General features: G+C 68.3%; 19 protein-coding genes. 5 read left to right on the top strand and 14 right to left on the bottom strand.

What is annotated here, in order from left to right; all coding sequences use genetic code 11:
- Positions 1-35 precede the first annotated feature (35 nt).
- Together VGN58_RS17545 and VGN58_RS17540 are read right to left on the bottom strand one after the other, a co-directional pair.
- Positions 36-749 (bottom strand): 2OG-Fe(II) oxygenase, encoded by a 714-nt coding sequence (locus VGN58_RS17545; RefSeq protein WP_327484456.1) that lies wholly within the window; start codon positions 747-749, stop codon positions 36-38.
- Between the two features lie 28 nt (positions 750-777).
- Positions 778-1,809, bottom strand: coding sequence for a class 1 fructose-bisphosphatase (locus tag VGN58_RS17540; protein ID WP_327484455.1), 1,032 nt, complete (start codon positions 1,807-1,809; stop codon positions 778-780).
- A gap of 96 nt (positions 1,810-1,905) precedes the next feature.
- Between VGN58_RS17540 and VGN58_RS17535 the strand changes: the two genes are divergently transcribed.
- Positions 1,906-3,141 (top strand): MgtC/SapB family protein, encoded by a 1,236-nt coding sequence (locus tag VGN58_RS17535; protein ID WP_327484454.1) that lies wholly within the window; start codon positions 1,906-1,908, stop codon positions 3,139-3,141.
- Between the two features lie 157 nt (positions 3,142-3,298).
- On the opposite strand, the gene VGN58_RS17530 is transcribed toward VGN58_RS17535, so the two are convergent.
- The 9 genes from VGN58_RS17530 to phhA form a co-directional block, all read right to left on the bottom strand.
- Positions 3,299-3,928, bottom strand: coding sequence for a response regulator transcription factor (locus tag VGN58_RS17530; protein ID WP_327484453.1), 630 nt, complete (start codon positions 3,926-3,928; stop codon positions 3,299-3,301).
- Complete coding sequence (locus VGN58_RS17525) at positions 3,925-5,031, bottom strand: sensor histidine kinase (RefSeq protein ID WP_327484452.1); 1,107 nt, start codon at positions 5,029-5,031, stop codon at positions 3,925-3,927. Before VGN58_RS17525 ends, VGN58_RS17530 begins: the two co-directional genes overlap by 4 nt.
- 77 nt (positions 5,032-5,108) lie before the next feature.
- A complete protein-coding gene (gene prpF / locus VGN58_RS17520; RefSeq protein WP_327484451.1) occupies positions 5,109-6,302 on the bottom strand; it encodes a 2-methylaconitate cis-trans isomerase PrpF in 1,194 nt (397 codons plus the stop codon).
- Between the two features lie 13 nt (positions 6,303-6,315).
- Positions 6,316-6,702 carry an endonuclease domain-containing protein gene (locus VGN58_RS17515; RefSeq protein ID WP_327484450.1) on the bottom strand — a complete coding sequence of 129 codons (387 nt, stop codon included), beginning with the start codon at positions 6,700-6,702 and terminating at the stop codon, positions 6,316-6,318.
- Positions 6,703-6,785: 83 nt separating this feature from the next.
- Positions 6,786-7,250 (bottom strand): SRPBCC family protein, encoded by a 465-nt coding sequence (locus VGN58_RS17510; protein ID WP_327484449.1) that lies wholly within the window; start codon positions 7,248-7,250, stop codon positions 6,786-6,788.
- 43 nt (positions 7,251-7,293) lie between these two features.
- A complete protein-coding gene (acnD, locus tag VGN58_RS17505; RefSeq protein WP_327484448.1) occupies positions 7,294-9,909 on the bottom strand; it encodes a Fe/S-dependent 2-methylisocitrate dehydratase AcnD in 2,616 nt (871 codons plus the stop codon).
- A 181-nt stretch (positions 9,910-10,090) separates the two neighbouring features.
- Positions 10,091-11,677 carry a TIGR00341 family protein gene (locus tag VGN58_RS17500; protein WP_327484447.1) on the bottom strand — a complete coding sequence of 529 codons (1,587 nt, stop codon included), beginning with the start codon at positions 11,675-11,677 and terminating at the stop codon, positions 10,091-10,093.
- A gap of 82 nt (positions 11,678-11,759) precedes the next feature.
- Positions 11,760-12,212 carry an azurin gene (gene azu / locus VGN58_RS17495; protein ID WP_327484446.1) on the bottom strand — a complete coding sequence of 151 codons (453 nt, stop codon included), beginning with the start codon at positions 12,210-12,212 and terminating at the stop codon, positions 11,760-11,762.
- 160 nt (positions 12,213-12,372) lie between these two features.
- The gene (gene phhA / locus VGN58_RS17490; RefSeq protein ID WP_327484445.1) at positions 12,373-13,257 is read right to left on the bottom strand and encodes a phenylalanine 4-monooxygenase; all 885 of its coding nucleotides are present in this window, start codon (positions 13,255-13,257) and stop codon (positions 12,373-12,375) included.
- A gap of 131 nt (positions 13,258-13,388) precedes the next feature.
- Between phhA and VGN58_RS17485 the strand changes: the two genes are divergently transcribed.
- From VGN58_RS17485 to VGN58_RS17475, 3 genes are all read left to right on the top strand, one after another.
- The gene (locus VGN58_RS17485) at positions 13,389-13,868 is read left to right on the top strand and encodes an Lrp/AsnC family transcriptional regulator (RefSeq protein WP_327484444.1); all 480 of its coding nucleotides are present in this window, start codon (positions 13,389-13,391) and stop codon (positions 13,866-13,868) included.
- A gap of 62 nt (positions 13,869-13,930) precedes the next feature.
- Complete coding sequence (locus tag VGN58_RS17480) at positions 13,931-14,233, top strand: putative quinol monooxygenase (protein ID WP_327484443.1); 303 nt, start codon at positions 13,931-13,933, stop codon at positions 14,231-14,233.
- Positions 14,234-14,317: 84 nt separating this feature from the next.
- Entirely contained in the window at positions 14,318-14,932 is a 615-nt protein-coding gene (locus VGN58_RS17475; RefSeq protein ID WP_327484442.1) for an N-methyl-D-aspartate receptor NMDAR2C subunit, read from the top strand.
- A 76-nt stretch (positions 14,933-15,008) separates the two neighbouring features.
- Here VGN58_RS17475 and VGN58_RS17470 read toward each other — a convergent pair whose 3' ends face one another.
- Positions 15,009-16,046, bottom strand: coding sequence for a patatin-like phospholipase family protein (locus VGN58_RS17470; protein WP_327484441.1), 1,038 nt, complete (start codon positions 16,044-16,046; stop codon positions 15,009-15,011).
- A gap of 296 nt (positions 16,047-16,342) precedes the next feature.
- On the opposite strand from VGN58_RS17470, the gene VGN58_RS17465 reads away from it, so the two are divergent.
- On the top strand, positions 16,343-18,610 hold the full coding sequence (locus VGN58_RS17465; protein ID WP_327484440.1) for a TonB-dependent receptor: 2,268 nt from the start codon (positions 16,343-16,345) through the stop codon (positions 18,608-18,610).
- A 269-nt stretch (positions 18,611-18,879) separates the two neighbouring features.
- Here the strand turns inward: VGN58_RS17465 and VGN58_RS17460 are convergent, their stop codons facing one another.
- Together VGN58_RS17460 and VGN58_RS17455 are read right to left on the bottom strand one after the other, a co-directional pair.
- Complete coding sequence (locus tag VGN58_RS17460; RefSeq protein WP_327484439.1) at positions 18,880-19,686, bottom strand: rhomboid family intramembrane serine protease; 807 nt, start codon at positions 19,684-19,686, stop codon at positions 18,880-18,882.
- 90 nt (positions 19,687-19,776) lie between these two features.
- Positions 19,777-20,736: a TerC family protein gene (locus VGN58_RS17455; RefSeq protein ID WP_327484438.1), complete on the bottom strand. Its 960-nt coding sequence runs from the start codon at positions 20,734-20,736 to the stop codon at positions 19,777-19,779.
- Positions 20,737-20,929: the final 193 nt, after the last annotated feature.

Here is a 20,929-nt window from a genome sequence, read left to right as displayed (position 1 = left end):
GCGTGCGGCGCGTGAGCCGCCGCCGCGAACCCGCTTCAGCCGCTGCCGTACAGCCGTTCCGCGCGCTGGAACAAGACCCAGCTGGTGGCGATGTACTTGGCGCCGCCGAGCGGCCGGTTGCCGCGGTGGGTGTGGGTGAAGGCGGTCGGCGCGATCAGCAGGCTGCCGGTGCGCGGCACGATCCTGCGCTGCTGGTGGAAGAACTCGGTTTCGCCGGCCTCGAAGCCATCGTTGAGGTAGATCGTCCACAGCACATGGCGATGCAGGGTTTCGGCATCGGCCGCCTTGGGAAACAGTTCGCAGTGCCAGTAGGGATAGCCGCCTTCGCCGGCGGCATAGCGCTGCAGGTTGATCTTGCCGGGCACGAAGACCTTCATCACCAGCTTCATCAGCGCGGCATCGTCCATGCCGGCGATGTCGTCGTGGCGCAGGCGGCGCAGCGTGCCGGTTTCGTCCGGCTGCTGCAGCATCAGCGGCGCGATCAGGCTGAAAGGATAGGTGCGGAGGTACTGCTGCAGGCCGGCCAGTACGGCCAGGTTGAGGCGCTGTTCCACGTCGCGCCAGTCGGCCACCCCGCTGATGCCGATGTCGCGGCTGTGCTTGAGCTCCGGATAGAGGCCGCCGCCGACGCGACCTGGCTGGTCCTGGCCGCTAGCGTCGAAGCGCGCCACGATGGCGCGGCAGGTGTCCGCGTCCAGCGCGTCGGGGTAGACCTCGATGAAGTCGGCGGCGGACGGAATAGGCGTCATGACCCGATTCTAGCCGCCGTGCGGCCGGTCAGGCCGCGGCCATGTCGTGCGCGCGGTGATAGCTCACGGCTGCCTCGACTTCCTTCTTCGAACCGAGGAACACCGGCACGCGCTGGTGCAGCTGGGTGGGGCGCAGCGACAGGATGTCCTCGCGGCCGGTGCTGGCGGCGCCGCCGGCCTGTTCCACCAGCAGGCCCATGGGGTTGGCTTCGTACATCAGGCGCAGCTTGCCGGCCTTGCCCGGGTCCTTGCGGTCCCACGGGTAGATGAAGATGCCGCCGCGCGTCAGGATGCGGTGCACGTCGGCCACCATGCTGGCGATCCATCGCATGTTGAAGTCCTTGCCGCGCGGGCCCTCCTTGCCGGCGAGCAGGTCGGTGACGTAGCCCTGCATCGGCGCTTCCCAATGGCGCTGGTTGGACATGTTGATGGCGAACTCCTTCGTTTCCTCCGGAATCCGCATGTCGCGCTGGGTCAGCACGAAGGCGCCCTGCTCGCGGTCCAGGGTGAACGCATGCGTGCCGTTGCCGGTGGTCAGCACCAGCATCGTGCTGGGTCCGTAGATGCAGTAGCCGGCGGCCACCTGCTCGCGGCCCGGCTGCAGGAAGTGCTCGTCGCCCGGCGTCGTCACGCCGTCCGGGCAGCGCAGCACCGAGAAGATGGTGCCCACGGAGACGTTGACGTCGATGTTCGAGCTGCCGTCCAGCGGATCGAACAGCAGCAGGAAGCCGCCGCGCGGGTAGGCGTCCGGGATGGGCTGGCTGTGGTCCATTTCCTCCGACGCGCACGCGGCCAGGTGGCCGCCCCAGGCGTTGGCTTCCAGCAGGATGTCGTTGCTCAGCACGTCCAGCTTCTTCTGCGCCTCGCCCTGCACGTTGCCGGTGCCGGCGTCGCCCAGCACGCCGCCCAGCGCGCCCTTGCTGACCGCGATGGAGATGCTGGTGCAGGCGCGGGCCACCACGGCGATGAGCTGCCGCAGGTCGGCGCTGATGTGGCCGGCGCGCTGCTCTTCGATCAGATAGCGGCTCAGCGAGACGGCGGACGGAGCGGAAGCGGGCATGATGGGGTCCACGGTGAAGGTGCGCGCATTGTCCGGGATGACGAGACCAATGCAAGACCATTCGCTATGCTCGCGTGCCTGACGAGGAACGGTGGAATGGACGAAGCGACCCCGCAGACCTGGCTGGCCCTGTCCTCCGCGCTCGGCCTGGGCCTGCTGATCGGGCTGGTCCGCGAGCGCAGCCCGGGCCGCGCGCACGGCATCGCCGGGCTGAGGACGCACGCGCTGGTGGCGCTGGCGGCGGCGGTCGCCATGTCGCTGGGCCTGCCCGTGCTGCTGGTGGCGCTGGCGGTGACCGGCGTGCTGGCGGCGATGGGGTACCGGGCGACGCGCCAGGACGACCCCGGCCTGACCAGCGAGGTGACGCTGGTGGTGACGTTCCTGCTGGGCGCCATGGCAATGCGCACGCCGGCGCTGGCGACCGCGCTGGCGGTGGTCGTTGCGGTGCTGCTGTACGCCAAGCAGCCGCTGCACGAACTTACGCGGGAGACCTTCAGCGAGCGCGAGGTCTTCGACGGTCTACTGCTGCTGGCCTCGGCGCTGGTGATCCTGCCGATCCTGCCGGACCGGCCCATCGGTCCGTTCGAGGCGATCAACCTGGCGACGATCTGGAAGCTGGTCGTGCTGGTCATGGCGGTCAGCGCGCTGGGCCACATCGTCCTGCGCGTGGTCGGCAACCGCTGGGGGCTGGCGGCCGCCGGCTTCTTCGCCGGGTACGTGTCCTCGACCGCGGCGACCATCGGGTTCGGTCAGCGGGCGAAGGAAACCCCGTCGCTGCTGCGTTCCGCGGTGGCCGCGGCGCTGCTGTCCAACCTCGCCTCGCTGACCCTGTGCGTGCCCATCCTGTGGGCGGTGTCGCCGCCGCTGGTGCGCGACCTGCTGCCGGAACTCGGTGCGATCGCTGCCGTGCTGCTGGCGGGTGGACTGTTCGGCCTGCATCGCGGCGAAGACGATGCGGTGAAGCCGCCGACCTCGGAAAGCCGCATGTTCCGTTTCGGCCAGGCGCTGGGTTTCGCGCTGCTGGTCGCGGCGCTGACGTTCGTCGCGGCGGCACTGGCGGCGTGGATCGGTCCCCGCGGTGCGATGGCCGCTGCCGCGATGTCGGCATTGGCGGAACTGCACGCGGCGGTGGCGACGCTGGCCAACCAGTTCTCGCGCGGCGGGCTGGAAGCGGCCGAGGCGCGCTGGTGGATGCTGGCGTTGCTCGCCGCCAGCCTGACCGCGAAGTCGGTGATCGCCTGGGTCAGTGGTGGTGCGGCCTATGGGCTGCGCGTGTCGGCGGGGTTGATGGCGGCGTTGGTGGCGGGCGCGGCGATGGTGTGGGTGTTCTGACCTGGCGCGTCTGTAGGAGCGACGTGAGTCGCGACCGCGGAACCAACCTGCCTTGACGCCCGATGCCTCGCGCAGATGAATCGATCACGTGGTACGGGCTCCGACCAGGCGAGGCGTCCGGTCGCGACTCACGTCGCTCCTACAAACGCGCACAGGCTCAGATGATCCGCAGGGTGATCGCCTTCAGTACGGCGCGGGTACGGTCGCGGGTGCCGAGCTTGTCGAGGATGGTGGAGACGTAGTTCTTCACCGTGCCTTCGGCCAGGAACAGCGTGCGCGCGATCTCCTTGTTGGAATAGCCGCCGGCGAGCAGGCGCAGGATGGCGACCTCGCGCTCGCTGAAGGTATCCGTCGGCGGCGCTTCGTCGTGGAAACGGTAGCGCGCGCGTACCGGATCCGTGCTGACCGGTTGCAGCAGCGTGTCGCCGCCGGCGACCCGCCGGATGGCGTCGTGCAGGTCTTCCGGCGCGGCGTCCTTCAGCAGGAAACCCTGCGCACCCGCCTCGGTGGCGCGCAGCAACAGGTCGCTGTCGTCGAACGTGGTCAGCAGCAGCACCGGCGTGCGGTCGCCGCGTTCGCGCAGCCTGATCAATGCATCGATGCCGTCCACGCCCGGCATGCGGATGTCGCTCAGCACCACGTCGACCGGTTGCGTTTGCAGCTTCTCCAGCAGATCGGCGCCGTCGTTCGCCTCGAACACCACCTCCACCTGCTGGGCCTTCAACAGCGCCCGCAGGCCCGCGCGGACCAGTGCCTGGTCATCCGCCAGGGCAACACGTACCGTCATGCCGGCAGCCTCACGTCCACGAACAGGCCGCCGCCCGCGGTGCTGCCCAGCTGCATGTCGCCGCCGAGTGCGGCGACGCGCTCGCGGATGCCCGACAGGCCGTTGCCTTCGTGTATGCGGCCCTTGAGCCTGCCGTCGTCTTCTATGTGCAGGTGCATCCCGGCGTCCTCGTTTTTCAGCGACACCGTCAGCGTGTCCGCATTCGCATGGCGTGCAGCGTTGGTGAGGCATTCCTGCACGATGCGCAGCAGCGATTCGGCGATGGCGGGGTCGGAAATCCGCACGCCGTCGGCGATCCGCAGATCCAGCACAGGCCTGGGCAGCGGCGCCGCCAGCGCCCGGATCGCGGTCTGCAGGTCCAGCCCGCGCGAGTCGCGCATCGCCTGCACCACGTTGCGGATGTCGTCCAGCAGCTCGGTGGAAAGCTGCTGCGCGATGCGCACTTCCTCGCGTCCCGCCAACGCCGGGTCGCCGGCCAGCGCACGCAGGTTGATCTTCATCGCGGTGAGCTTGTGGCCCGCGACATCGTGCAGTTCGCGCGCCACGCGCAGCCGTTCGGCATCGCGCGCGCTGTCGGCCAGCAGGGCGCGCGTGGCCAGCAGGTCCGCATTGACGCGGGCCAGCGCGTCGCGGGACTCCTCGGCGCGGCGGGCGTAATGCACGCACAGGCCGGCCAGCGCCTGGAAGCCCATGTTGATGAGCGTCACCGTCAGCGGTGCGCCGAAGTCGTGCTTCGCCATGAGCAGATAGAACGCCACGTTCAACACCAGCGTCGCGCCGATCACCCCGCGTGGCGCCAGCAGGTTCACCGCGCACGCCACCCAGATGACCAGCAACACCTGGGCCGTGCCGATGCGCGGCGTCAGCGCGGCCAGGGACAGCGCCAGCAGCGCCATCACGCACAACGAGGCCAGCTTGGCGGGGCGCCATGCTTCCGGTCCGGTGGCGAGGAACAGGAACGCGGCGGCGTAGCCCGCCCACGCCGCCACGCCGAGCGGAAGGACGTCGGCGGGCATGAAGCGCAGTCCCAGGGCGACGGCCGCGAGCGTGAACACGCCGGCGAGCGTCATGGGTTCGCGAAGTCGGGTCAGGGCCATCCGCATGCGCCCATGCTGTCGCGCGGACGCGGCCGAGGCAATGGTCCGGGCGAAAGTGGTGACTTCCGGCAGGTCGCCTGGGCCTAGAACGCGTCGCCGGGGATACGCACCGTGCCTTCCATCAACACGCGCGCGCTGCGGCTCATCACCGCCTTCGTCACCACCCACCTGCCGTCGACCTGTTTGACGTCCGCACCGACGCGCAGGGTGCCGGACGGATGCCCGAACACCAGCACCTCGCGCGTGCCGCCACCGGCCGCGACATTGACCACGGTGCCCGGCACGGCGGCGGCGGTCGCGATGGCCACCGATGCCGTGCCCATCATCGCGTGGTGCAGCTTGCCCATCGACATCGCGCGTGCCAGCAGGTCGATGTCGCCTGCCTTCACAGGCTTGCCGCTCGACGACACGTAATCCTTCGGTGGTGCAATGAACGCGACCTTCGGCGTCAGCGGACGCTTCGCCGCGGCCTCCACGCTGTCGACGAGCCCCATCCGTATCGCGCCGTGCGTGCGGATCGCCTCGAGCTTCGCCAGTGCGGCCTTGTCCTCGTTGATCGCGCCCTGCAGCTCGGTGCCGTCGTAACCCAGCGCCGCCGCGTCGACGAACACCATCGGCACGCCGGCGTTGATCATCGTCGCCTTGAACACGCCCATGCCGGGCACCTCGAGGTCGTCGACGAGATTCCCGGTGGGAAACATCGCGCCACCGCCGTCGCCATCGCCCTCGTCGGCGGGATCGATGAACTCCAGCTGCACTTCTGCGGCAGGGAAGGTCACGCCATCCAGTTCGAAGTCGCCGGTTTCCTGGACCTCGCCACCGGTCACCGGCACATGGGCGACGATGGTCTTGCCGATATTGGCCTGCCAGATGCGCACCGTCACCATGCCGTTCTCGGGGATGCGTGCCCTGTCGATGAAGCCGTTGGCGATGGCGAACGGCCCGACCGCCGACGACAGGTTGCCGCAGTTGCCGCTCCAGTCGATGAAGGCCTGGTCGATCGGCACCTGGCCATAGAGGTAGTCCACGTCGTGTCCCGGCTGCGAGCTCGGCGAAATGATGACGACCTTGCTGGTGCTCGACGTCGCCCCGCCCATGCCATCGGTGTGCTTGCCGTATGGATCGGGCGAACCGATCACGCGGCACAGCAGCGCATCGCGCGCCCGTCCCGGCACCTGCGCGCGTTTGGGCAGGTCCTGCAGGCGGAAGAACACGCCCTTCGACGTGCCGCCGCGCAGGTAGGTGGCGGGAATGCGGATCTGGGGGACGTGGGACATATCGGGAACTCAGTCAGTTGGGCTGTTCACCCCTCTCCCCTTGCGGGAGAGGGGTCGGGGGAGAGGGCGCTCCTTCGCGCAGCGCCTTCCAAATGGATTCGAGCACGGCATCGGTGCGCAGGAGTATGTCGTCGTTCCAGAACCGAAGGACGCGGAATCCCTGCTGTATCAGCCAGGCATCGCGTGTCGTGTCATGGGAAGACTGAACGTGTTGTCCGCCGTCGGCCTCGACGATCACTCGTGCTCCGAAATGCACGAAATCGACGATGTAAGGACCGATCGGCTGCTGCCGGCGGAACTTCTGCCCATCGAGTCGATGCGCTCGCAGATGCTTCCAGAGCCGATGCTCGGCGTCTGTCATGTTGCGGCGAAGTTGCTTGGCGAACGTCCTTGATTCCATGGTGCCCCCTCTCCCCAACCCCTCTTCCGCGAGGGGAGAGGGGCTCGCAATGTCCGTATGCATGGAAAGGAGCATAGACATCATCACGTGCCGTCGGGAATCTCCGGCTCCACCAGCTTCGCCAGCAGTTCCAGCGATTCCTGCCAGCCCTGGTAGCAGAAGTCGACCGGGATCGCGGCGGGAATGCCTTCCTGTACGACGTTCAGTTCGGTGCCGACGACGCTCTGCTTCAGCATCACCGTGACCTGCATCTGGCCCGGAAGGCCGGGATTGTCGAACTGGTCGGTGTAGCGCAGCAGCTCGTTCTCGACCAGTTCCACGTAGGTGCCGCCGAACGAGTGGCTGGACCCGGTTGCGAAATTAGTGAACGACATCGTGTAGCCGCCGCCCACGCGCGCATCCATCGAATGGACCTTGCCGGTGAAGCCGTGCGGCGGCAGCCACTTCACCATCGCGTCCGGATCGAGGAAGGCGCGGTAGACGCGCGACGGCGGCGCGCGCAGCACGCGGTGCAGGCGGACGGTACCGGGGGTGGCGTTGTCGGACATGGTCGGTTTCCTGTGCGGTGGGTGTGCCGATGCGACGAACGGGTCAGGCCGCTTTCGACGCGTCCAGGAAATCCTGCGCGAACCGCTGCAGCACTCCGCCCGCCTCGTAGATCGACACTTCCTCGTCCGAGTCCAGCCGGCAGGTTACCGGCACCTGCACGGTCTCGCCGTTCGCGCGGTGGATCACCAGCGTCAGGTCGGCGCGCGGCTTGCGCACACCCACCACGTCGAAGGTCTCGGTGCCATCGATGCCGTAGGTCTTGCGCGTCTCGCCGGCCTTGAACTCCAGCGGCAGCACGCCCATGCCGATCAGGTTGGTGCGGTGGATGCGCTCGAAGCCTTCCGCCACGATCGCTTCCACGCCGGCCAGCCGCACGCCCTTCGCCGCCCAGTCGCGCGAACTGCCCTGCCCGTAGTCGGCGCCGGCGATGATGACCAGCGGCTGCTTGCGGTCCATGTAGGTCTCGATGGCTTCCCACATGCGCACCACCTGCCCGTCCGGTTCGATCCGTGCCAGCGAGCCCTTCTTCACTTCGCCATCGACCACCGCCATCTCGTTGACGAGCTGCGGATTCGCGAAGGTCGCACGCTGCGCGGTCAGATGGTCACCGCGGTGCGTGGCATAGGAATTGAAGTCCTCTTCCGGCAGGCCCATCTTCGCCAGATACTCGCCCGCCGCACTCGACGCGAGGATCGCGTTGGACGGCGACAGGTGGTCCGTGGTGATGTTGTCGCCCAGCACCGCCAGCGGCCGCATGCCGCGCAGCGTGCGTTCGCCCGCCAGCGCGCCTTCCCAGTACGGCGGACGGCGGATGTAGGTGCTCTGCGGACGCCAGGCGTACAACGGGTCCACGCGGCCGCCGTGCTCGACGCGCACGTTGAACATCGGCTCGTAGACCTTGCGGAACTGCGCCGGCTTGACGCTGGCCTTGACGATGGCGTCGATCTCCTCGTCGCTCGGCCAGATATCCTTGAGCGTGACGGGGGTGCCGTCGGCATCGAGGCCCAGCGCGTCCTTCTCGATGTCGAAGCGCACGGTGCCGGCGATCGCATAGGCGATCACCAGCGGCGGCGATGCCAGGAAGGCCTGCTTCGCATACGGATGGATGCGGCCGTCGAAGTTGCGGTTGCCCGACAGCACGGCGGTCGCGTACAGGTCGCGGTCGATGATCTCCTGCTGGATCTTCGGATCCAGCCCACCGCTCATGCCGTTGCAGGTGGTGCAGGCGAAGGCGACGATGCCGAAGCCCAGCTTCTCCAGCTCGGGCAGCAGGCCGGATTCTTCCAGATACAGCTGCACGGCTTTGGAACCCGGCGCCAGCGACGACTTCACCCAGGGCTTGCGCACCAGCCCCTTCGCGTTGGCGTTGCGTGCGAGCAGCGCGGCGGCGATGACGTTGCGCGGATTGCTGGTGTTGGTGCACGAGGTGATGGCGGCGATGATCACCGCGCCGTCCGGCATCAGGCCCTGCGCTTCCTCCGCCCGGCCCGAGGCCAGCTTGGTCTCGTCGGCGATGCCGTGCTCGGCCAGCGCGCTGGTCGGCAGGCGCTTGTGCGGATTCGACGGGCCGGCCATGTTGCGCACGACGGTGGACAGGTCGAAGTGCAGGGTGCGTTCGTACTGTGCGGTCTGCAGGTCATCGGCCCACAGGCCGGCGGTCTTCGCATAGGTTTCGACCAGCGCGACCTGTTCGTCGCTGCGGCCGGTCAGGCGCAGGTAGTCCAGCGTGTTGTCGTCGATGAAGAACATCGCCGCGGTGGCGCCGTACTCCGGCGCCATGTTGGAGATCGTCGCGCGGTCGCCGATGGTCAGTGCCGCCGCCCCTTCGCCGCGGAATTCGAGATAGGCGCCGACCACCTTCGACTGGCGCAGGAACTCGGTCAGCGCCAGCACCACGTCGGTGGCGGTGATGCCGGGCTGCGGCCGGCCGCTGAGTTCGACGCCGACGATGTCCGGCGTGCGCATCCACGACGCGCGGCCGAGCATCACGTTCTCCGCTTCCAGCCCGCCCACGCCGACGGCGATGACGCCCAGCGCGTCCACATGCGGCGTGTGGCTGTCGGTGCCCACGCAGGTGTCGGGGAAGGCCACGCCGTCCTGGACGTACACGACCGGCGACATCTTCTCCAGGTTGATCTGGTGCATGATCCCGTTGCCCGGCGGAATCACGTCGACGTTCTTGAACGCCTGCTTGGTCCAGTCGATGAAATGGAACCGGTCCTCGTTGCGGCGGTCCTCGATGGCGCGGTTCTTCGCGAACGCGTCCGGGTCGTAGCCGCCGCACTCCACGGCCAGCGAGTGGTCGACGATCAGCTGTACCGGCACCACCGGGTTCACCTGCGCCGGATCGCCGCCCTGGTCGGCGATGGCATCGCGCAGGCCGGCCAGATCCACCAGAGCGGTCTGGCCGAGGATGTCGTGGCAGACCACGCGCGCCGGAAACCACGGGAAGTCCAGGTCGCGCCGGCGCTCGACCAGCTGGCGCAGGTAATCGTCGCGGCGCGCCGGATCGGCACGGCGGACGATGTTCTCGGCGTGGACACGCGCCGTGTACGGCAGCGTGGCCCAGGCGCCGGCCTGGACGGCGTCGACCGCGGCGCGCGCGTCGTAGTAGTCGAGCTTCGTGCCCGGGAGCGGAATGCGGTAGTCGGTATTCATGGCGTGCCGTCAGCGGTGAACAGGTCGCGCGGCCCGATGCGCGCGATGACGGCCATTATGCGCGCCGCATGCGCGCCCGCCCGCCCGCGTGCCGGACATGGCCGCGTATTTCCCCGACCGGTTGACGGTCTTCGTCAACATGCGCGCCTGCCGCGACGCGCACGGCGCGCCATACGCGCCGCTAGGGCGACCCGAGCCGGATGCGGGCTTCGCGCAACACCGTCGCACCCTCGGCGGCGGCGACGCTTCGTGCATCGGTGCCCGGCACCGCCCGCGCCGTGGCCCCGCGGATCCCCTGTCTGTCGAGCGCGGCGACGACGCTTTCGGCGCGTGCGAGCGCCAGGGTGGCGTCGTTGCCGGCGTATCCGTCGACGGACAACTGGTTCACGCCCCAGCGCCGGAGTGCCCACGCGATCGCCTCCACCTGTGCGGTGCCCGCCGCATCCAGCGCCGACTGGTCGTCGCCGAAGGCCACCGGCGGCAGCGCCTGCAGCGCCGGCACCACCTGCACCTGCAGGGCGCCGGGGTCGTCGGTCGCCAGCGCCTGTTCCAGGCGCCGAGCCTCGACGATATCGAGTCCTGCCGTGCCGTTGAGCTGCCAGCGCGCCCGTTGCCCGCCTTCCAGGATTTCCAGCTGCCCGAAATGCGCCAGCACGCGCTGATGCATCGCTTCGCTCGCGCGGGTGCCGGCACTGCGCTGGGCCGCATCGCGCTCGGCCACGCTCTGCAGGCGCATCACGCTTTCGCGCAGCTGGGCGAGCGATGCCTGCTCGTTCGCCAGCGCCGTCTCGTCGGCGGTCAGCAGTTCGCGCAGGGACACCTCGACCGGCTTGGCGAGGACGGATTCGAGCTTGCGTTCGAGTTGCCGGTCCAGCTGCGGCAGGTGCTGCGGCAGGAGCATCACCGCGTCGACGCGGAGCACGTCGTCGTTGCGTTCCACGCGCAATGTGGTGAGCTGTCCGCCGTGGTCGCGGGCGGCTTCGTCCATGGCGTTGCGGATGGTGCGGTCGGCCACACCGCGCGCCGCGATGTCGCGCAGCGCCAGTCCCAGCGGGATCGACAGCAGCAGGAAGGTCCCCACGATCATGGCGGCCTGCCATGCGGTCTGCTTGGGTGAATCGGCCCCCCCGAAGTTGTACCAGCGCGCCATGATGGTGACCGACAGCGCGATCGCCAGCAGGTTGGTCATGAACAGGAACAGCGCGCCACCGGCGATGCTGGCGTTGAGGGTGGCGATGCCGAAGCCGACCACGGCCAGCGGGGGCATCAGCGCAGTCGCGATGGCGACGCCGACGATGGTCTCGCCCTTGCGGGTGATGGTGGCGTAGGCGCCGGCCAATCCGGAAAACACCGCGACGAGCAGGTCGAACAGGGTCGGCTCGGTGCGTGCCAGGATTTCCGGCGTGGCTTCCTGCAGCGGTGAGACCAGCACGATCGCGGTCGCGGTGATCAGGGCGACCGCGGTTCCCACCGCGAGCGTCTTCAGCGACTCGCGCAGGCTGCGGAAATCGAACGTGGCCAGCGACATGCCCAGTTCGACGATCGGCCCCATCAGCGGGGAGATCAGCATCGCGCCGATGATGACGGCCACCGAGTTCTGCAGCAGACCCAGCGTGGCGATGCCGCAGGCCATGACGGTCATGAAGGCATAGCGCGGGCCTAGCTGCCCCCCTTCGTCGACGTTGCGCAGCACCGCGACCCGGTCGACCTGCAGGTGTTCGCGTCGCCACTGGCGCAGCCAGCGCCACAATGCTTCGGCAGAGGCCATCACGAGAACTCCGTCACAGAATCGGCGCGCATCATACCAACGGCGGCCCGCCGCGAAGGTCGCGGAGAGCGGGTCGCTCAGCTCACTCGAAGACGAGGCGGCCCTTCATCATGTTCCAGTGGCCCGGGAACGAGCAGAAGAAGGTGTAGTCGCCGCCCTTGCGCAGGCGCGACGTCGGGAACACCACCTCGGTCGTCTGTCCGCCGCCGATCACCGGCGTATGCGCGATCACGCGGGCGTCGTTGCGCGGCACGTAGGCGTCGGCCAGTTTCATGCGGCCGCCTGCCAGCCCGACTTCGCGGTGGTGGCGTGTTTCGGTCAGCACCCAGTTGTGCCCCATCGCCTGTGCCGGCATGCGGCCGGTGTGCTTCAGCACGACCCGCAGCTGTGCGCAGTCGCCGGGGACGCGCATGGTCTTCAGGTCGAAGCTCATCATGTCCGTGGCCTGGATCGTCACCACGCAGTTGCGGGCGAGAGCCGAAAAGGAGAGCAGCGGGAGCGCCAGCAGGGCGAGCAGGGAGAGCAATCTGGGCATCGGAGCACGCACGATGAAGGGGACGGCGGATTGTAGAGCCGACCTTGCCCGGCTGCCCTTCCGTCCCGGGCCATGAGGGTGAATGCCTTCCGCAATCGATCAAGTTCGACGCAGCGGGCAGAAGCAGCGGAGCAAGCTCCGTTCCACGACGGCACACCCGTCAGACGTCGCCGCCGTCCGCCCAGCCTTCGCCGGTGCCACGCGTGTAGACCGTGTCGCCCTCGCGTACATCGCCGGCGGGGACTGCGTCCTGTTTTTCCAGCCGCGCATAGATCGGGGTGAAATCCGGCGCGGTCGCGTTCATCAGCTGCTCGAAGCTGTCGATCACGAAGTAGGTCTTCTGGAACGTGTCGATGCGGTAGCGCGTGCGCATGATGCGCTCCAGGTCGAAGCCGATGCGGTTGGGCGCGTCCGATTCCAGCGAGTACAGCGACTCGCCCTTCGACGACACGATGCCGGCGCCGTAGATGCGCAGGCCATCCTTCGTATCGATCAGGCCGAACTCCACCGTGTACCAGTACAGGCGCGTCAGGTGCTGCAGCGCATCCGGGCCGATCCCGTGCGCCTTCACGCCGCCCTTGCCGTAGGCCTCCATGTAGTCGGCGAACACCGGGTTCATCAGCAGCGGCACATGGCCGAACAGGTCGTGGAACAGGTCCGGTTCGGCGATGTAGTCGATCTGGTCCGGGCGGCGGATCCACCAGGTCACCGGGAAGCGGCGGTTGGCGAGGTGGTCGAAGAACTCCAGCTCCGGCAGCAGGCCCTCCACGCCGACCAGCGTCCAGCCGGTGGTGGCGCGCAGTATCTCGTTCAGCGCGTCGAAGCGCGGGATGCGGTCCGGCGTCATGCCCATTGCGTCCTGCGCCTGCAGGAACTCGTCGCAGGCGCGGCCGACCAGCAGCGCGCGCTGGCGTTCGTAGAGGGCGCCCCAGGTCGCATGGTCGTCCGCCGGGTAGTCGGCCGGCTGGTCGACGATGGCGGTGGTGTAGACCGGCACGTAGCCCTTGTCGGTCTGCTGGTGCTCGACGCGGCGCGGTTCGTTCATGACGGTTCCCCCGGTGGCGGACTGGTGAAAGACGATCCTAGCGCCCCCGCCGCGCAACAGGCTTGCAAAGTTGCGACTGTTCCTGTCATCCGCGCAATGATCGTGCATGAACAGGGTATCCTGCGCAGCATATGGCCGAAGCGACCCCCCTCGACCGCACCGACCTGCGCCTGCTGGCCCTGCTGCAGCGCGATGGCCGCGCCACCAATGCCGACATCGCCGCCCAGGTGAACCTGTCGCCGTCGGCCTGCCTGCGCCGCATCCAGCGGCTGGAGGCGACCGGCGTGATCGCAGGCTATGCGGCGCGCGTCGATCCCCAGGCCATCGGCATGGGCCTGCAGGCCTTCGTCCGCGTGCAGCTTGAGAAGCACGACCCGGCCAGCGTCCAGCATTTCGGCGACAGCGTGCGGGCGTGGGACGAGGTGGTGGCCTGCTATGCGCTGACGGGCGACATGGACTACCTGCTGCACGTGGTGGTGCAGGACCTGGAGCACTTCTCGCGCTTCCTGCTCGACAACCTGCTCAACGCCAGCGGCGTGGCCGATGTGAATTCCAGCTTCGTGCTGCGCGCGGTGAAGACCGACGCCGGACTGCCGCTGCCGAAGGCCTGACGAGGACATCGCCTGTCCGCATCGCGTGCTACAACGCGCCCGCCCCTTTCAGAGGAACTGCCATGTACGGACTGATCGGCAAGATGCGCGCCACGCCGGGTCAGCGCGACGCGCTGCTCGCGATCCTGCTCGACGGCACCGGCGCCATGCCCGGCTGCCTGAGCTACGTCATCGCGCAGGATCCCGCCGACGCCGATGCGATCTGGATCACCGAAGTCTGGACCGATGCCGCCAGCCACCAGGCCTCGCTCTCGCTGCCGGCCGTGCAGCAGGCCATCGCGAAGGCGCGCCCGCTGATCGCCGGCTTCGACCGCCATGTCGAGACGGTGCCGGTGGGTGGGCATGGGTTGCCGTCCAGGCGGTGATCGCACGCGGCATTGATGTGGGGGCGACGTCGCTCCCACGCCTGTGTTTCCCGCGCTTGCGTCTCTTTCGTCCTAGACTGCGCCATGGATCTTTTCAGCACCTCCTGGCAACGCGCATGGAGCGGCATCGGCGCGGCGGGCGAGGGCGGCGCGCTGTTCGCGCAGTTGATGGCCGCGTACGCCGAGCCGCAGCGGCATTACCACACGCAGCAGCATCTCGGTGAATGCCTCTCGGCGTTCGATGACACGCGCGCGCTGGCCGGGCATCCGGATGAAGTCGAACTCGCCCTCTGGTTCCACGACGCGATCTACGACGTCAAGGGTCACCAGAACGAGCAGCGAAGCGCCGACTGGGCACGCGATGCCTTGCGCGATGCGGGCGTGTCGACCGACGCGGCGCAGCGCGTACACGACCTGATCATGGCGACGCGGCATACCGCGGTGCCGTCCGGCCGGGACGAACAGCTGCTGGTCGACATCGACCTGTCGATCCTTGGCGCGGAACGCGCCCGCTTCGACGAGTACGAGCAGCAGATCCGCAAGGAATACGCCTACGTGCCCGGCTTCCTGTTCCGGCGCAAGCGGCGCGAAATCCTGAAGGGCTTCCTGGATCGGTCGGCGATCTACAGCACGCCGCACTTCCACGACATGCTGGAGGCGAGGGCACGCGACAACCTGCGCCGCGTGACCGAAGCGTAGAACCGACGTGGCCTGCTCCACACGGCGTCAGGCATCGCGGGGCGTGGGGTGCAGAAGCGGCGGAGCAGGCTCCGCTCTACTGTTTTACGGGCTGGCCGGCGGCATCGCACTTCACGTCGCGGCCGAACAGCTTGCCGAGACGCGAGGGTTCTTCCAGGCAGCGCGGGTCCGGCTTCGGCGGTGCGTGCCTGGCGGCATGCGCGGCGGTGCGCGTGCGCTGCAGTTCGGCGAGCTTGGCCTTGATCTGCGGCATCGCCGCCAGCGCGGCGCGTTCGCCTTCGAGGATGGCGGTGTTCTTCTGCTCGAAGTCGGCCGGGCCGATGTCGTTGACCTTCGGGCGGATGACGATGTCGGCGCGCGCCAGTTCCTGTTCGCCCAGGCGCTGTCCCATGATGCCGATGGACTGGTTGACGATGCCCAGCATGCTGCCGGGCTTGGTGCCGGGCGCCTTGGTGGAGATGTCCACGGCGATGACGAAGTCCGCGCCCAGCTGGCGCGCTGCGTCGACCGGCACCGGACTGACCACGCCGCCGTCCACGTAGCTGGCCTTGCCGATCACCACCGGTTCGAACACGCCGGGAATGCTGCTGGACGCGCGCACGGCCTGGCCGGTGTTGCCGCGGACGAACACCGTGCGCTCGCCGTTCTCCAGCTGCGTGGAGACGGCGGCGAACGGCTTCTTCAGTTGCTGGATGGTGCGCTTGCCGACCAGGTCGTTGACGTAGTCCTGCAGCTTCTGGCCCTGCACCAGGCCGCCGGAGAACAGGCGGACGTCGCGGATCTTCGCTTCGTCCAGTGCGAAGGCGGTCTTCTGCATCTGGAACGGGTCCATGCCGCTGGCGTACAGAGCGCCGACCACGCTGCCGGCGCTGGTGCCGGAGACGACCTGCGGCTCGATGCCGTTGGCTTCCAGCATCTTGATCACGCCGATGTGCGCGAAGCCCTTGGCCGCGCCGCCACCCAGTGCGATGCCGACCTTCGGTTTCGGCGCGGGCGGCACCGTCGCGACGGGCACCGGCGGGGGCGTCGGCTTGACGTTGTCGCCCCCGCAGGCGGCCAGCAGCACCGCGCAGCAGGCGAACAGGAAGGGGCGCGAACGGCGGATCAGGCGCATGGGGCGGGGCAGGGTGGGACGACAGCGGCGCAGCATACAGGGCGCGGTCGCAACGAAGGCCAACCGTGGACGGTGCCTGCCGCGTATCGATGGCCGCCCCGGCAAGCCCCGATTGGCCCTGCCGAACATACCGGAGGAACGCCGCGGGTACGGAAATCCGGTGCCAGTCGGGCATCCGGCGCGACGTGCGCCGGAAGCGGGACTTCCGGCCATTGCCCGCCCTGTTGCTGTAATGCAACATTCGCGTGCTAGCGCCGCCCGGCGCCCGACTCCCACCCACTCGGAAAGCCACCACCATGTCCCCAGTCCGCCCGGCCGCCGTCCGGCCGCATCGCCTCGCCTTCGCCATCGCCGCGCTGCTGCCCTTCGGCACCGCCCTCGCCCAGGACGCCACCCCGGCCGACAAGGACGCCGCCACGCTCGACACCGTGCAGGTCACCGCGCAGCGCAAGGTCGAGAACATCCAGGATGTGCCGGTGTCCATCTCCAGCGTCAGCGCCGAGAAGCTGGACGTGCTGGGCTCCGGCGGCAACGACGTGCGCTTCCTGTCCGGCCGCGTGCCGAGCCTGAACATCGAATCCTCCTATGGCCGCGCCTTCCCGCGCTTCTACATCCGCGGCCTGGGCAACACCGACTTCGACCTCAACGCCTCGCAGCCGGTCTCGCTGATCTATGACGAAGTCGTGCAGGAGAGCCCGCTGCTGAAGGGCTTCCCGGTGTTCGACCTGGAGCGCATCGAAGTGCTGCGCGGCCCGCAGGGCACGCTGTTCGGCCGCAACACGCCGGCCGGCGTGGTGAAGTTCGAGTCGGCCAAGCCGACCCGCGAACTGAGCGGCTACGCCCAGCTCGCCTACGGCACCGACAGCATGTGGAACTTCGAGGGCGCCGTCGGCGGTCCGCTGAGCGAGCGCTGGTCGGCCCGCGTGTCGGCGCTGTACCAGCGCAAGGACGACTGGGTGGACAACACCTACGCCGCCGGCACCAGCGACGGCTTCGAGGGGTACGACGAGTCCGCCGCCCGCGTGCAGTTCCTGTACGAAGGCGAGGGCTTCGAAGCGCTGTTCAACCTGCACAAGCGCCACCTCAACGGCACCGCGCGCCTGTTCCGCGCCAACATCATCGAGCCGGGCAGCAACGACTTCGTGCCGGGCTTCGACAAGGACAAGGTGTCGGTCGACGGCCAGAACTTCTCGTGGCTGGACACCTGGGGCGGCAGCGCGCGCCTGCGCTGGGACTTCGGCGACCTGAGCCTGTACTCGATCACCGGTTACGAGACGGCCGAATCGCTCAACCGCGGCGATATCGACGGCGGTTACGGTGCGGTATTCCTGCCGGATTCCGGGCCGGGCGTGATCCCGTTCGCCTCTGAATCGGCCGACGGCCTGCCCGATCACAAGCAGGTCACCCAGGAGTTCCGCCTGGAATCCGACTACGCCGGCAAGTTCAACTGGCAGGCGGGCGTCTTCTACTTCAGGGAAGACATCACCATCGACAGCTTCAACTACGACTCGCTGGCGCCGGGCAATCCGCGCGCTGGCTACGCCGTGCAGGAGCAGGAGAACACCGCGTGGGCCGCATTCGCCTCCGGTGAGTACGACGTGACCGAACAGCTCAAGCTGCGCGGCGGCGTGCGCTACACGCAGGACAAGAAGGACTTCAGCGCCAGCGTGCTGGAAGCCGCGCCGTTCGGTGCGCCGGTCGGCGGCCCGTACCGCGTCAGTACCGACGTCAACGACGTCAGCTGGGACCTGAGCGCGGTCTATGCCCTCAACGACGACGTCAATGTCTACGGCCGCGTGGCCAAGGGTTTCCGCGCGCCGTCCATCCAGGGCCGCCTGCTGTTCGCGGCTGCAGGCGCGCCCAACGGCGGCGTGTCCACGGCCGACTCGGAAGAGGTGATCTCCTACGAAGTGGGCGTCAAGGCCGACCTGTGGGACAAGCGCGCGCGCGTCGGCTTCAACGTGTTCCGCTACAACGTCGACGACCAGCAGATCATCGCCGTCGGCGGCGGGTCCAACATCGCCACCCTGCTCAACGCCGACAAGAGCGTGGGCCAAGGCTTCGAGCTGGACCTGGAGGCCTACCTGACCGACAGCCTGCTGGTCACGCTGGGCAGCAGCTACAACGACACCGAAATCCAGGACGCCAACCTCACCGTGCCCGGCTGCGGCGGTGGCTGCACCGTGACCGATCCGCTCACGCCGACGGGCTACGCGATCGACGGCAACCCGCTGCCGCAGGCGCCGAAGTGGGTGCACAACCTGACCGCGCGCTACGGCATCGGCATGGGCGACGGCGCCGAGCTGTACATCTACACCGACTGGGCCTACCGCAGCGAAGTGAACTTCTTCCTGTACGAGTCGCTGGAGTTCCGCGGCAAGTCGTCGCTGGAAGGCGGCCTGCGTATCGGCTATGCATGGAACTACGGCGACTACGAAGTGGCCCTGTTCGGCCGCAACATCACCGACCAGACCCGCATCGTCGGCGGCATCGACTTCAACAACCTGACCGGCTTCATCAACGAGCCGCGCACGGTAGGCGTGGAGTTCAGCGCGAAGTTCTGATCCGCACAGAAGCCCGATCGACACACGGGCGCCGCAGGGCGCCCGTGTTGCATGTAGCGTGCGCTGCGCGTACGACCTCATGATCCCCGGTCAACACCGCAGTCGTGCGCATGGCGCACGAGCCGTGCCTCGTGGGAGCGACGTGAGTCGCGAAAGGGCGCGATCCCTCATTCGCAAGAAGAAAAGGCAGACCTGTACGGCCTGCCTTTTCCTTGTGCCTCATCGACAGCAGACCTCCTTCGCGACTCACGTCGCTCCCACAGGAGGCATCAGGATGACGGCGGCTCCCGCGGCGGGCTTTCGACCGCCGGATGGCGGGTAAAACGCAGCACCACGCCACGCTGTTCTTCTTCCGGATGCTCCGGCCGTACCCACAGCAGCGGCACGTCGCGCGGCGCGGGCAGTTCGAGTTCGTCATCGCCGCGCGCGGCTTCCTCTTCCTCGATCTCCCAGCTGTACTTCTTGCGCGGCAGTTCGGGATCGAGACGGCGGAACAGGAAGGCGGCAATCAATCCCGCCACCGCGCCGCCCAGATGCGCCTGCCACGACACGCCGGCTTCGCGCGGCAGGATGGTCAGCACCATGCCGCCGTAGAACAGGAACGCGATCATGCCGGCGGCGATCGCGGCGCGGTCGCGGCGCAGCAGGCCGAGCATGAAGATCATGAACATCAGGCCGTGGGTCAGGCCGCTGGCGCCCAGCGTGTGCGTGCCGGGATCGGCCAGCAGCCACGGGCCCAGGCCGGAACCCAGCCAGACCAGCGGGATGGCCCACAACGTCGCGCGCGGATAGACCGCGCCCGCCAGCGTGCCGAGGATCAGCAGCGCAGATGCATTCGCGGCGATGTGCTCCAGCGAGCCGTGCAGCAGCGGCGCCGTCAGGATGCCGAGCAGGCCGTCCATCGACAGCGGCGTGATGGTGAATGCCCGCACGTCGAAGCTGTTCTGCGCCGAATACACCACCGCCAGCACCAGCACGAAGGCCAGGCTCAGGTTGAGTGCGCGCAGGATGCGCCTGCGGTCGTAGCGCTGCTGGGTCTCCGGATCGAACGCCGGGTCGTCGGGATGCAGGTCCATGGTCCAGTTCTGGCGGCGTGCCGTGCGATTGCAAGTCCGCCGTGCGATGGACAGACCATCCCGCAGGCGGGATGGTCTGCCGGTATCGCGTCAGGCGGCCGGACCGGCCTTCTGCGGCCTCGCCAGGCTCAGCACCACGGTCACGGCCAGGATCATGGCCACCGTGCCCAGCGACCACAGCACCGGGATCTTGTACAGGTCCACCAGCAGCATCTTGCTGCCGATGAAGGCCAGCACCACCGCCAGGCCGTACGGCAGCAGGTGGAAGCGGTCGGCCATGCCCGCCAGCAGGAAGAACATGGCGCGCAGGCCCAGCACGGCGAACACGTTGGAGGTGAGCACGATGAACGGGTCCGAGGTGATCGCGAAGATCGCCGGGATGCTGTCCACCGCGAAGATCACGTCGGTCACCGCGATCATCACCAGCACCACGAACAGCGGCGTGTACCGGCGGCGCTTGCCGCGACCCAGCCACAGGGCGGAACCGCGGTAGCGGTTGATCAGCGGCAGATGGCCGGTGATCCAGCGCAGCACGGGGTTCGTCTCGAGGTCGGGCTCCTTGCCGGCGGCGAACCACATCTTGATGCCGGTCAGCAGCAGGAAGGCGCCGAACAGGTACAGCAGCCAGTGGAACTTCGCCAGCAGCGCCGCGCCCACGAAGATCAGGATCGCGCGCAGCACGATCGCGCCCAGGATGCCGATCACCAGCACGCGCTGCCGCTGTTCCTCGGGCACGGCGAAGTAGGTGAACAGCATCAGGAACACGAAGATGTTGTCGACCGCCAGCGCCTTCTCGACCAGATAGCCGGTCAGGAACTCCAGGCCGATCCGGTTGGCCTCGACCGTGCCGCTGGTCTCGTTGAGGTACCACCAGAGCGCACCGTTGAAGAGCATGGCCAGGGCGACCCAGCCGATGCTCCACCAGGCGGCTTCCTTGAACGTCACCTTGTGTGCCCCGCCGTGGCGCATCAGCACCAGATCGACCAGCAGCGCGACCACTACCAGGCCGCCGAAGCCGGCCCACAACCAGACGTTGCCTATCGTTTCCATCGGAGTTCCCGAAATGAGTGGAGGACGGCCGCGGGCGCGGGCATCTCGGAACCGGGAAACGGGGGGATCCGGGGTATGCCTTCGCCATCGCGGCGAAGGTCTCGCTCACAGCCCGGTGGGCTGCCGTGGGACCGGAGCATCGCTGCTCGAAATGACGGCCTTCACGTCGGGAGCTACTCCCCTTCTGCCGCGG

It is taken from the genome of Pseudoxanthomonas sp., assembly GCF_035999195.1.
GTDB lineage: Bacteria > Pseudomonadota > Gammaproteobacteria > Xanthomonadales > Xanthomonadaceae > Pseudoxanthomonas_A.
This window is presented reverse-complemented; position numbering and strand designations above follow the sequence as displayed.

What these genes read in the sequence shown, in the direction of transcription:
- VGN58_RS17545 (WP_327484456.1), bottom strand. Translation starts at nt 749, where the DNA reads ATGACGCCTATTCCGTCCGCCGCCGACTTCATCGAGGTCTACCCCGAC.
- VGN58_RS17540 (WP_327484455.1), bottom strand. Translation starts at nt 1,809, where the DNA reads ATGCCCGCTTCCGCTCCGTCCGCCGTCTCGCTGAGCCGCTATCTGATC.
- VGN58_RS17535 (WP_327484454.1), top strand. Translation starts at nt 1,906, where the DNA reads ATGGACGAAGCGACCCCGCAGACCTGGCTGGCCCTGTCCTCCGCGCTC.
- VGN58_RS17530 (WP_327484453.1), bottom strand. Translation starts at nt 3,928, where the DNA reads ATGACGGTACGTGTTGCCCTGGCGGATGACCAGGCACTGGTCCGCGCG.
- VGN58_RS17525 (WP_327484452.1), bottom strand. Translation starts at nt 5,031, where the DNA reads ATGCGGATGGCCCTGACCCGACTTCGCGAACCCATGACGCTCGCCGGC.
- prpF (WP_327484451.1), bottom strand. Translation starts at nt 6,302, where the DNA reads ATGTCCCACGTCCCCCAGATCCGCATTCCCGCCACCTACCTGCGCGGC.
- VGN58_RS17515 (WP_327484450.1), bottom strand. Translation starts at nt 6,702, where the DNA reads ATGGAATCAAGGACGTTCGCCAAGCAACTTCGCCGCAACATGACAGAC.
- VGN58_RS17510 (WP_327484449.1), bottom strand. Translation starts at nt 7,250, where the DNA reads ATGTCCGACAACGCCACCCCCGGTACCGTCCGCCTGCACCGCGTGCTG.
- acnD (WP_327484448.1), bottom strand. Translation starts at nt 9,909, where the DNA reads ATGAATACCGACTACCGCATTCCGCTCCCGGGCACGAAGCTCGACTAC.
- VGN58_RS17500 (WP_327484447.1), bottom strand. Translation starts at nt 11,677, where the DNA reads ATGGCCTCTGCCGAAGCATTGTGGCGCTGGCTGCGCCAGTGGCGACGC.
- azu (WP_327484446.1), bottom strand. Translation starts at nt 12,212, where the DNA reads ATGCCCAGATTGCTCTCCCTGCTCGCCCTGCTGGCGCTCCCGCTGCTC.
- phhA (WP_327484445.1), bottom strand. Translation starts at nt 13,257, where the DNA reads ATGAACGAACCGCGCCGCGTCGAGCACCAGCAGACCGACAAGGGCTAC.
- VGN58_RS17485 (WP_327484444.1), top strand. Translation starts at nt 13,389, where the DNA reads ATGGCCGAAGCGACCCCCCTCGACCGCACCGACCTGCGCCTGCTGGCC.
- VGN58_RS17480 (WP_327484443.1), top strand. Translation starts at nt 13,931, where the DNA reads ATGTACGGACTGATCGGCAAGATGCGCGCCACGCCGGGTCAGCGCGAC.
- VGN58_RS17475 (WP_327484442.1), top strand. Translation starts at nt 14,318, where the DNA reads ATGGATCTTTTCAGCACCTCCTGGCAACGCGCATGGAGCGGCATCGGC.
- VGN58_RS17470 (WP_327484441.1), bottom strand. Translation starts at nt 16,046, where the DNA reads ATGCGCCTGATCCGCCGTTCGCGCCCCTTCCTGTTCGCCTGCTGCGCG.
- VGN58_RS17465 (WP_327484440.1), top strand. Translation starts at nt 16,343, where the DNA reads ATGTCCCCAGTCCGCCCGGCCGCCGTCCGGCCGCATCGCCTCGCCTTC.
- VGN58_RS17460 (WP_327484439.1), bottom strand. Translation starts at nt 19,686, where the DNA reads ATGGACCTGCATCCCGACGACCCGGCGTTCGATCCGGAGACCCAGCAG.
- VGN58_RS17455 (WP_327484438.1), bottom strand. Translation starts at nt 20,736, where the DNA reads ATGGAAACGATAGGCAACGTCTGGTTGTGGGCCGGCTTCGGCGGCCTG.